Source organism: uncultured Tepidimonas sp. (assembly GCF_938045175.1).
Lineage (GTDB): Bacteria > Pseudomonadota > Gammaproteobacteria > Burkholderiales > Burkholderiaceae_C > Tepidimonas.
Genome location: NZ_CALIND010000184.1, coordinates 1 through 9336, shown reverse-complemented (window position 1 = coordinate 9336; position 9336 = coordinate 1). Strand labels below are relative to the sequence as shown.

The following is a 9336-nucleotide window of genomic DNA, read 5'->3' as shown; positions in this document are numbered from 1 at the left end:
CACGGGCGGGGCGGGGGGCGGCTCTTGGGCGCGCGGCGCGGCGACTTGCGGCAGGGCCGACCAGAGCTCGGCGCTGGCGACGACGGTCGGTGCCTCGCGCTGCCACGCCAGCCCCCAGGCCAGGGCCAGCGCCAGCACGCCGTGTGCCAGCACCGCGAGCGTCCACGGCAGCCAACCACCGCGCGCAGGCGGGGGGCTCAGGTCCAGCTCGTCGGCGATGGCGTGCATGGGGAACTTAGCGGCGCGTGGTTTCGGGTTGTACGGCCAGGCCGATGCGGGCCACGCCCGCACGCTGCAGCGCGTCCATCACCTGCACCACCTGTTCGTAGGCGACGCGCTTGTCGGCGCTGATGATGACGGGCACCGGGGTCGAGGCGGACTCCTGCAGCGCCCGCACGCGCGCGGGCAACTCGCGCAGCGTGAGCACGTCGCCCTCGCCGCTGGTGCGGGCGCTGTCGCGCAGCCGCAGTCGGCCGTCGTGCTCGACGATGATCTGCACATAGCGCTCCGGTTGGCGCGCCGCCTGCCCGACGCGGGGCAGCTCGACCTGGCCCGGCACGATGAGCGGCGCCGTGACCATGAAGATGATCAACAGCACCAGCATCACGTCGATGAAGGGCACCATCTTGATCTCGGTGATCGCGCGGCGGCCGCTTCGACGAGGGGCGATGGCGGGCATGGCGAGCGCCTCCGTGGCTCAGTGTCCTGCGGCACCCGCGTGGCGGTGCAGGATGTTGGAAAACTCTTCGATGAAGGTCTCCAGCCGGTTGGCCAGGCGGTCGATGTCGTGCGCAAAGCGGTTGTAGGCCACCACGGCCGGAATGGCGGCGAACAGCCCGATGGCGGTGGCCACCAGCGCTTCGGCGATGGCCGGCGCCACGGTGGCCAGCGTCACTTGCGTCAGCGCAGCCAAGCCAGTGAAGGCGTGCATGATGCCCCAGACGGTGCCGAACAAGCCCACGTAGGGCGACACCGAGCCGACCGAGCCCAGGAACGACAGGTTGACCTCCAGCGCGTCGAGCTCGCGCTGATAGGCCGCACGCATGGCGCGCCGGGCGCCGTCGAGCAGCGCGTCGGGCTGGGTGATGCGCCGCTCGCGCAGCTTGAGAAATTCGCGCATGCCGCTGGCGAAGATGCGCTCCATGGGGCTGCCTTCCGGCGCGCGGCGCAGCGACGATTCGTACAGCGTCTGCAGGTTGCCGCCGGACCAGAAGTCGCGCTCGAACTCGTCCGTCAGGCGCCGCACGCGCTTGAGCGCAAAGACCTTGCGCAAGATGGCCGCCCAGCTGGTGATGGAGACCCCCACGAGCAACAACACCACCGCCTGCACCACCCAGGAGGCGTTGAGCATTAGCTCGACGACGGAAAACTCATGTGTCATGCGGATCGTGTTCCTTGGCTGTCGGTGGGCAGGGTGCCGGCCAGCGCAGCGGCCACTTCGGCAGGCAGCCGGGCGGGGCGCAACGCATCGGCTTGCACCCAACCGATGCGCACCGTGCCCTCGCACAGCGGCCCGCTGCCGTCGCCGGTCCGCCACGCCTGCTGTTGCAGTGTCACGGTGGCGCGCCCGAGTTCCCGTACACGTGTGTGGATCGTCAGTTCGTCGTCCAGCCGCGCCGGGCGCAGATAGCGTACCTCGATCGCACCGACGACGAACATGCCACCGGTGCGCTCGCGCAGCGCTTGCTGCCCCAGCCCCAGGCTGCGCAACCACTCGGTGCGCGCACGCTCGAAAAACTTCAGGTAGTTGGCATAGTAGACGATGCCACCCGCGTCGGTGTCTTCCCAGTAGATGCGCACGGGCCAGGTGTGCCCCGGCGCGGCGCTGGCGGCCGACGGTTCAGCTGCGGCGGGCGGGATCACGCGCCACCTCCTCGGGTCGTAGCTGGGGGGCCAGGCGGTTGAGCACGCCGTTGACGAATTTGTGTCCGTCGGTGCCGCCAAAGGTCTTGGCCAGTTCGATGCATTCGTTGAGAACGACGCGCCAGGGCACGTCGGGACAGTGCTGCAGCTCGTAGGCGCCGATCCACAGCACGGCATGCTCGATGGGCGACAGCTCCGCCAGCGGGCGGTCGAGCAGCGGGCTCAGGTGCGCGTCCAATTCGCTGGCCTGCGCAATGCAGCCGTGCAGCAGCGCGTCGTAGTGCGCGCTATCCGCTTTGTGAAAGCCGCTGAGGTCGCGCGTAAAGACATCGATGTCGGCTGCCTCGTTGCGGCCGACCAGGTGCTGGTAGAGCCCTTGCAGGGCGAATTCGCGCGCACGGGTGCGGGCAGATTTTTCGGGTGCTTTGGTCATGGGCGCTATTGTCCCAGACCACGGGGGTCAGTCGAGCGGGTAGCGCCGCAGCAGCGCGGCCATCTCCACCGCCACGCGGGCCGCGTCACGGGGTTTTTCGTCCTGCCGAGCGACGGCCTGCGACAGATTTTCGGTGGTGAGGATGGCGTTGGCGATCGGGATGTGGTGATCCAGCCCCACGCGCGTGATGCCCGCTGCCGACTCGTTGCACACCAGTTCGAAGTGGTAGGTCTCGCCGCGAATCACGCAGCCGAGCGCGATCAGGGCGTCGAAGCGGCCGCTTTGCGCCATCGCCTGCAGGGCGAGCGGCACCTCGAGCGCGCCGGGTACTTGCTCCAGCACCACGTCGGCATCGGCCACGCCCAGCGCGCGCAGCTCGTCGCGGCAGGCTTTGGCCAGGGCGTCGGTGATGCCCTGGTTGAAGCGCGCCTGCACGATGCCGATGCGCAGGCCACGGCCATCCAGCGCCGCGGCTTGCCCTTTGTGCGCTCCCATCATGTCGGGTTTCCTTCTGGGGGTTGGGGGTGAACGAAGCCGACCACTTCAAGCCCGTAGCCGGTCATGCTGGGCATGCGCCGGGGGGGGCCGAGCAGCGCCATGCGGTGGATGCCGCAGTCGCGCAATATCTGCGCGCCGATGCCATAGGTGCGCAAGTCCATGCGGCCGCGTTCGGGGGCTTGTGACGAGCGCGCGGTGCCGTCGAACTGCGCCAGCAGTTGCTCGGCGCTCTCGCCGGCGTTGAGCAGTACCGCCACGCCACGGCCGGCCTGCTGCAAGTGGCGCAAGCTGGCCTCCAGGCTCCAAGAGTGCATGCGGCGGCCGACTTCCAGCGCGTCCAGCAGCGACAGGGGCTCGTGCACGCGCACCGGCACCACGTCGTCGGGCCCCCACTGACCCACCACCAGCGCCAGGTGCACACCGCCGCCGGTCTGGTCGCGGTAGGCGTGTGCGGTGAAGGGGCCATAGGCCGTCTGCAGCGGCCGGCTGCCGACCCGGCGCACCAGGCTTTCGGTGCGGCTGCGGTATTCGATCAGGTCGGCGATGGTGCCGATTTTGAGCCCATGCCGCGCTGCAAAGCGCTGCAGGTCGGGCAGGCGCGCCATGGTGCCGTCGTCGTTCATGATCTCGCAGATCACCGCGGCCGGCGTGCAGCCCGCCATGGCGGCGAGGTCGCAGCCGGCTTCGGTGTGGCCAGCGCGCATCAGCACGCCGCCATCGACCGCCTGCAGCGGGAACACGTGCCCGGGTTGCACCAGATCGTCGGGGCGTGCGTTGGGGGCGACGGCGACGCGAATGGTGTGCGCGCGGTCGGCGGCCGAGATGCCGGTGGTCACGCCTTCGGCCGCTTCGATGGAGACGGTGAACGCCGTGCCCATCTTGGTGCCGTTACGCGGCACCATGGGCGGCAGCTGCAGCTGCTCGCAGCGCTGGCGCGTCAGCGTCAGGCAGATCAGCCCGCGGCCGTACTTGGCCATGAAATTGATCGCTTCGGGCGTGACATGATCGGCGGCGAGCACCAAGTCGCCTTCGTTTTCGCGGTCTTCCTCATCGACCAGGATGACCATGCGCCCGGCGCGCAACTCGGCGACGATGTCGTCGACCGGTGAAATGGGGGCCACGGCCTCGGCCGGGCCAGCAGAGGGGGCGCAAGCAGGGGTGTGCATAGGGTAGATCGCGCCGTCGCCGTCACGCCGACGCCGGCGTGGCGCCGAGCGAGAGCATGCGTTCGACGTAACGCGCCATCATATCGATCTCGAGATTGACCCGCGATCCAGCCGCCAATGTACCCAGCGTGGTGTGCTGCACGGTGTGCGGGATGAGGTTGATGGTGACTTCGCACCCGTCGGGGCGGTCGGTGACCTGGTTGATGGTTAGGCTGACGCCGTTGACCGTGATCGAGCCCTTATAGGCCAAGTACTTGGCCAGCACGGGCGGTGCGAGCACGCCCAGTGTCCACGACTCGCCCACCGGCTCCAGCCGCGTGACGGTACCCACCCCGTCCACGTGGCCGCTGACGATGTGGCCACCCAGCCGGTCGGTGGCGCGCAGCGCTTTTTCCAGGTTGACGGGCCCGGGTTGGTCCAGCCCCGTGGTGCGGGCCAGCGACTCGGCCGAGACGTCCACGGTGAAGGCACCCCCCGCCCGATCGAGCGTGGTGACAGTCATGCACGCGCCGTTGATCGCGATGCTGTCGCCCAGTCCGACGTCGTCGAGGTAGTCCGGGGTGGCCGCCACCTGCAGCCGCAGGCCATGATCCGGGCCGCAGCCCAACGGGTGCAATGCCTCGATGCGCCCGACGTGCGTGATGATGCCGGTAAACATGGCCCCGATTGTCGCAGCTTCCGCACGTACGACAGCGCCTCGTTGGCGTACACGCACCTGCAACGGGGCGACGGCGTTACCATCGGCGCGGCAGCGATCGGCGTGCCCGGTGGCACGCGGCCAGTTTCTATGCTGCCAACATCGCGTCGACCCCACACCATGCGCCAGCGACCCACCGCGCGTTTGACGGTACCGGATTTTCGCAATCTGGGGGTGTTGCTGCGGCTGCTGCTGCTGGCCGAGGGGTTGCGGCTGCTGTGGTGGGCGATCGAGGCCCCGATGCGTGGGCACGCGTGGACGGGCTGGTGGAGGGAGGGCGCGCTGTACGAACCCGTGCTGCTGACGGTCACGGGTGTACTGGCATGGTTGGCGCCGTGGCTGCGCCGTCTGCCGCCCCTGCGGGCTCTTTGGATGACCGCGTTGCTGGCGGTGGTGGTGGCGTTGCTGTGGCGTTTCGGGCTGCAGCGCCTGGGCCTGACGGTGCCGCCACTGGCCACGGTGGTAGTGGCGACGCTGGCCGTGTGGCTGGCCGTGGTGGGCTATTTCGACTGGCGGCACCAGCGCCTGTCGCCCGCGCTGGCTGAGGCCCGGTTGCTGGCGCTGCAGTCGCGCATGCGGCCACACTTTCTGTTCAACAGCCTCAATGGCGTGTTGACGCTGATCCGCCGCGATCCCGGGCGCGCCGAGGCGATGCTGGAGGACCTGGCCGACCTCTACCGTGCCCTTCTCACCGAGCCCCGGGCTCTCGTGCCCTTGCGTGAGGAGCTGGCATTGGCGCGTGCCTACCTGGCGGTGGAGCAGGTGCGCCTGGGTGATCGGCTGCGGCTGGCGTGGCAGGTCGACACCGCCCCCGACGATGCCTTGTTGCCGCCGCTGACACTGCAGCCGCTGGTCGAGAATGCCGTGCGCCACGGTATTGAACCCCGCGAGGAGGGGGGCTGCGTCACTGTCGAGGCGTTTCGCGACGACGACCATTTGGTGCTGTTCGTGCGCAACCCGCTCCCGCCGCCGCAGGCACCACCAGGCGCGCGGGGGAATGGGCTGGCGCTGGCCAATCTGCGCGAGCGGCTGGACTTGCTGTACGACGCCGAAGCGCGGCTGCGCGTGTACGAGTCCGAGGGTGAGTTCGTGGCCCAGGTGCGACTGCCGATCCGCGCCCGCGACCCTGTCAGCCGCGCACCTCGTCGATCAGTGTCCTGAAGGCGTCCACGTCCTCGAAGCTGCGGTAGACGCTGGCAAAGCGCACGTACGCCACTTGGTCCAGCTGGCGCAGCTCCTCCATCACCCATTCGCCAATGCGCTGCGCGGGCACCTCGCGCGTGGGCTCGGCCAGCAGTTTTTCTTCGATGCGGGCGACGGCGGCATCGAGCCGTTCGGTGCTCACCGGTCGCTTGCGCAGCGCCAGCGCCATGCTGGCGCGCAGTTTGGCGGGGTCGTAGTCGACGCGCCGCCCGTCTTTCTTGACCACTTGCGGAAAGGTGACCTCGGCGCGTTCGTAGGTGGTAAAGCGCCGCTCGCAGCCGGCGCAGCGGCGGCGGCGGCGCACGAATACCCCATCGTCGGACTCGCGCGTCTCCACCACCTGGGTGTCGGCGTGTCCGCAGAAGGGGCACTTCATGGCGCGTCAGCCGTAGACGGGGAAGCGCGCCGTCAGCTCGGCGACCTGCGCGCGCACGCGCTCGACGGTGGCCGGATTGTGCGGATCGTCGAGCACGTCGGCGATCAGGTTGGCGGTCAGCCGCGCCTCGGCCTCTCGGAAGCCGCGCGTCGTCATGGCGGGTGTGCCCAGACGGATGCCGCTCGTGACCATGGGCTTTTGCGGGTCGTTGGGGATGGCGTTTTTGTTGACCGTGATGTGCGCTTGTCCCAGCACGGCCTCGGCCTCTTTGCCGGTGATGCCCTTGGCGCGCAAATCGACCAGCATCACGTGGCTTTCGGTGCGGCCGCTGACGATGCGCAGGCCGCGCGCCTGCAGTGCCTCGGCCATGGCTTGGGCGTTGCGCACCACCTGCTGTTGATAATCGCGGAACGCGGGGCTCAGCGCTTCTTTGAAGGCCACCGCCTTGGCAGCGATCACGTGCATCAGCGGCCCCCCTTGCAGGCCGGGGAAGACGGCGCTGTTGATGGCCTTTTCGTGCTCGGCCTTCATCAGGATGATGCCGCCGCGCGGGCCACGCAGGCTCTTGTGCGTGGTGGAGGTGACCACGTCGGCGTGCGGCACGGGATTGGGGTAGACGCCGGCCGCGATCAGGCCGGCGTAGTGCGCCATGTCCACCATGAAGATGGCGCCGATTTCTTTGGCCACACGGGCGAAGCGTTCGAAGTCGATGCGCAGGCTGTAGGCGCTGGCCCCGGCGATGATGAGCTTGGGCCGGGTTTCGTGCGCCTTTCGCTCCATCGCGTCGTAGTCGATTTCCTCACGCTCGTTGAGGCCGTAACTCACGACGTTGAACCACTTGCCGCTCATGTTGAGCGCCATGCCGTGCGTGAGGTGGCCGCCCTCGGCCAGGCTCATGCCCATGATGGTGTCGCCGGGCTTGAGGAAGGCGAGGAACACCGCCTCGTTGGCGCTGGCGCCGCAATGGGGCTGCACGTTGGCGGCCTCGGCGCCGAAGAGTTGCTTGACGCGGTCGATGGCGAGCTGCTCGGCCACGTCCACGTGCTCACAACCACCGTAGTAACGCCGGCCGGGATAGCCTTCGGCATATTTGTTGGTGAGCTGGGTGCCCTGCGCTGCCATGACGGCGGGCGAGGCGTAGTTTTCGCTGGCAATCAGCTCGATGTGCTGCTCTTGGCGGGCGTTTTCGGCCTGGATGGCAGCCCAGAGCTCGGGGTCGGTCTGTTCGATGAGGATATTGCGGTCAAACATGGGCAGTCCTGTCGGCGGCGTTGCACCCGGGTGCGGCGGTTTGTCACACGGGTTGCCCAGGCGAACGGCAGACCGCCGCGCTGGCCACGTCGTGAAGACGCGTTCGTGCGGCTGCGCGCTTCCCCGTGGTGAGCCCCACGTCGGTTGGCGGCGTGGCGGCCTTCCCGGAAAGGCCGCTGCCGGACCTATCGCCAGTCGCGCGCGCGGCAAATTCTATCAGGACGGTCGCGTCCCCCTCGCCGGTGGCGCGTCGTCTGGGGTGGGCTCACCTCCGATTCGCAACGGCAGGGCGCCATTGGTCTCTTCCTGTGCCGCAGCGTCCACCACCAGACCCGGGGGCAGCGGCATCGAGGCGGTGAAGCCCACCTGTTGGCCGGCGGCGACGCGTTTGAGCCGCTCCTGCTCCGCCATCACCTTGACGATATAGTCGCGCGCATCGACGCTGACCGCGCCCACGTACAGCCGCAGGCCGCCAGGTACGGAGCCTGCCGTTCGGATGGCATCGTGCAGGATTTGCGCACCCACCCGCAGGTTGCTGAGCGGGTCGAAGGCGGCCAGCGTGCCGCCCAAGTCATCGAACTTGTCGGCGTGTACGCGGGTGTGGACCTGCATCAGCCCATGGGCGCCGAAAGGACTGGCGGCAAAGGGATTGAAACGCGACTCGATGGCCATGACGGCCAGGATCAGCGCCGGATCGAGCCGCAACTGACGGCCCACCTGGTGCGCCTCGGCTACCAGCGCAGCCAGCGGTTCGCTGGCGACACGGTATTTGCGCGCCAACCACTGCGCCACACGCTGCTGCTCGGGGGGCAGTGCCTGGGGGTCCATCGCCGCGGGGCGGTCGGCTGCCGCCGAGGCGGGTATTTCGGCGCCGAGGGTCAGCGCGGCGTGCCGTTCCAGCAGCCAGTCGGCCATACCGCGTTCGAGTTGGGCGCGCAGCTGGGGCTGCGCCAGCAGCAGCGCTACGATGGCCAGGACGCCCACGCCCAGCGCCGCCAAGCCGTGACTCGCCGCGCGCCAGAGCCGCATCCATCGGTGCCCCACGCGATGTAGAGGGGTCGGGCGGTTGGCCCCGGCCCGCGGGCCGGCGGCGAAAGCGCCCGGGGTGTCGATGCACGTCGTCATGCACACACTCCTTGTTCGTTGTCCGCGGCGGTCCGCGCCAGCCGCTCCCGGTTGGGTGGCGGGCGGACACGCCGTCCATGGCGCCGATGCGTGGCATCGGCGGTCGATTGGCCCCACTCGCCATGGCGGTCGGGGGCAGCGGTGCGGGGTCGATGGCCGCACCCAACCTAGGGTTGACCCTAGTCGTTGGGCGCGATGGTAGGGCCCTCGACATACCAAGTCAATACTTAGAGAGTAGTTTTTTATAACCAATATTGTTTTTCTTGCGGCGCAGTAAGCGGAGGGCGGCGATGGGAATCGGGGTTTTCCTGGGGCAATGAACAGCCGGTGAGCCATGAAAAAAATTGGCGTGCGACCACCCTCGGACTGCCGTACAGTACAGACGTCGTCTCCGGTTACTCAGGGCATCCCGCCCCGTCCGGAGCGACGGGCCCGCCCGGGTGGTCACGCCCGGGCCTGGCCAGCATGATGGGAGCAATCCCTTGCTTCCGGCAGCGTGCGACATGACCCTCCGCGCTGCCTCGCCCGGCACGACTGGGTCGTGCCAAGGCCCCGACGGGTGCAGCCCGACGGGGCCTTTTCGTGTGCGCCCGGCACGGGCGCACTCTTGTGGGTGAAAGTCCCACCGTAAGTTGATCACAGCGAACGAAGCGAAGCGCAACTGCATGAGGGCGACCGAGTGTGGGGAGGAAGCGTGGAGCGAAACTGCGAGCCGATGGACAAG

General features: G+C 68.7%; 11 protein-coding genes and 1 pseudogene. 1 reads left to right on the top strand and 11 read right to left on the bottom strand.

The window, feature by feature from the left end; all coding sequences use genetic code 11:
* From Q0716_RS09790 to Q0716_RS09755, 8 genes and pseudogenes are all read right to left on the bottom strand, one after another.
* Positions 1-228 (bottom strand): annotated as a pseudogene (locus Q0716_RS09790) (protein TolA); the annotation flags it as partial.
* Between the two features lie 7 nt (positions 229-235).
* A complete protein-coding gene (locus Q0716_RS09785) occupies positions 236-679 on the bottom strand; it encodes a biopolymer transporter ExbD (protein ID WP_299022694.1) in 444 nt (147 codons plus the stop codon).
* Positions 680-697: 18 nt separating this feature from the next.
* Positions 698-1381: a protein TolQ gene (gene tolQ / locus Q0716_RS09780; protein WP_299022692.1), complete on the bottom strand. Its 684-nt coding sequence runs from the start codon at positions 1379-1381 to the stop codon at positions 698-700.
* Positions 1378-1860 (bottom strand): tol-pal system-associated acyl-CoA thioesterase, encoded by a 483-nt coding sequence (ybgC, locus tag Q0716_RS09775; protein ID WP_299022695.1) that lies wholly within the window; start codon positions 1858-1860, stop codon positions 1378-1380. Before ybgC ends, tolQ begins: the two co-directional genes overlap by 4 nt.
* Positions 1841-2296, bottom strand: coding sequence for a transcription antitermination factor NusB (gene nusB / locus Q0716_RS09770; protein ID WP_299022691.1), 456 nt, complete (start codon positions 2294-2296; stop codon positions 1841-1843). Before nusB ends, ybgC begins: the two co-directional genes overlap by 20 nt.
* Positions 2297-2323: 27 nt before the next feature.
* The gene (gene ribH / locus Q0716_RS09765) at positions 2324-2794 is read right to left on the bottom strand and encodes a 6,7-dimethyl-8-ribityllumazine synthase (protein WP_299022690.1); all 471 of its coding nucleotides are present in this window, start codon (positions 2792-2794) and stop codon (positions 2324-2326) included.
* Positions 2791-3960 (bottom strand): bifunctional 3,4-dihydroxy-2-butanone-4-phosphate synthase/GTP cyclohydrolase II, encoded by a 1170-nt coding sequence (gene ribBA, locus Q0716_RS09760; protein WP_299022688.1) that lies wholly within the window; start codon positions 3958-3960, stop codon positions 2791-2793. Before ribBA ends, ribH begins: the two co-directional genes overlap by 4 nt.
* Before the next feature lie 22 nt (positions 3961-3982).
* Complete coding sequence (locus Q0716_RS09755) at positions 3983-4618, bottom strand: riboflavin synthase (RefSeq protein WP_299022684.1); 636 nt, start codon at positions 4616-4618, stop codon at positions 3983-3985.
* Between the two features lie 159 nt (positions 4619-4777).
* On the opposite strand from Q0716_RS09755, the gene Q0716_RS09750 reads away from it, so the two are divergent.
* On the top strand, positions 4778-5818 hold the full coding sequence (locus Q0716_RS09750) for a histidine kinase (RefSeq protein WP_299022681.1): 1041 nt from the start codon (positions 4778-4780) through the stop codon (positions 5816-5818).
* On the opposite strand, the gene nrdR is transcribed toward Q0716_RS09750, so the two are convergent.
* From nrdR to Q0716_RS09735, 3 genes are all read right to left on the bottom strand, one after another.
* Positions 5787-6236 (bottom strand): transcriptional regulator NrdR, encoded by a 450-nt coding sequence (nrdR, locus tag Q0716_RS09745; protein WP_299022677.1) that lies wholly within the window; start codon positions 6234-6236, stop codon positions 5787-5789. The genes Q0716_RS09750 and nrdR overlap by 32 nt on opposite strands.
* A gap of 6 nt (positions 6237-6242) precedes the next feature.
* Entirely contained in the window at positions 6243-7487 is a 1245-nt protein-coding gene (gene glyA / locus Q0716_RS09740) for a serine hydroxymethyltransferase (protein ID WP_299022674.1), read from the bottom strand.
* A 216-nt stretch (positions 7488-7703) separates the two neighbouring features.
* Positions 7704-8612, bottom strand: coding sequence for a lytic transglycosylase domain-containing protein (locus Q0716_RS09735; protein ID WP_299022670.1), 909 nt, complete (start codon positions 8610-8612; stop codon positions 7704-7706).
* Positions 8613-9336: the final 724 nt, after the last annotated feature.

Excerpts from the sequence above, each read along its gene's own strand:
- Q0716_RS09785 (WP_299022694.1), bottom strand. The coding sequence starts at position 679 with ATGCCCGCCATCGCCCCTCGTCGAAGCGGCCGCCGCGCGATCACCGAG.
- tolQ (WP_299022692.1), bottom strand. The coding sequence starts at position 1,381 with ATGACACATGAGTTTTCCGTCGTCGAGCTAATGCTCAACGCCTCCTGG.
- nusB (WP_299022691.1), bottom strand. The coding sequence starts at position 2,296 with ATGACCAAAGCACCCGAAAAATCTGCCCGCACCCGTGCGCGCGAATTC.
- ribH (WP_299022690.1), bottom strand. The coding sequence starts at position 2,794 with ATGATGGGAGCGCACAAAGGGCAAGCCGCGGCGCTGGATGGCCGTGGC.
- ribBA (WP_299022688.1), bottom strand. The coding sequence starts at position 3,960 with ATGCACACCCCTGCTTGCGCCCCCTCTGCTGGCCCGGCCGAGGCCGTG.
- Q0716_RS09755 (WP_299022684.1), bottom strand. The coding sequence starts at position 4,618 with ATGTTTACCGGCATCATCACGCACGTCGGGCGCATCGAGGCATTGCAC.
- Q0716_RS09750 (WP_299022681.1), top strand. The coding sequence starts at position 4,778 with ATGCGCCAGCGACCCACCGCGCGTTTGACGGTACCGGATTTTCGCAAT.
- nrdR (WP_299022677.1), bottom strand. The coding sequence starts at position 6,236 with ATGAAGTGCCCCTTCTGCGGACACGCCGACACCCAGGTGGTGGAGACG.
- glyA (WP_299022674.1), bottom strand. The coding sequence starts at position 7,487 with ATGTTTGACCGCAATATCCTCATCGAACAGACCGACCCCGAGCTCTGG.
- Q0716_RS09735 (WP_299022670.1), bottom strand. The coding sequence starts at position 8,612 with ATGACGACGTGCATCGACACCCCGGGCGCTTTCGCCGCCGGCCCGCGG.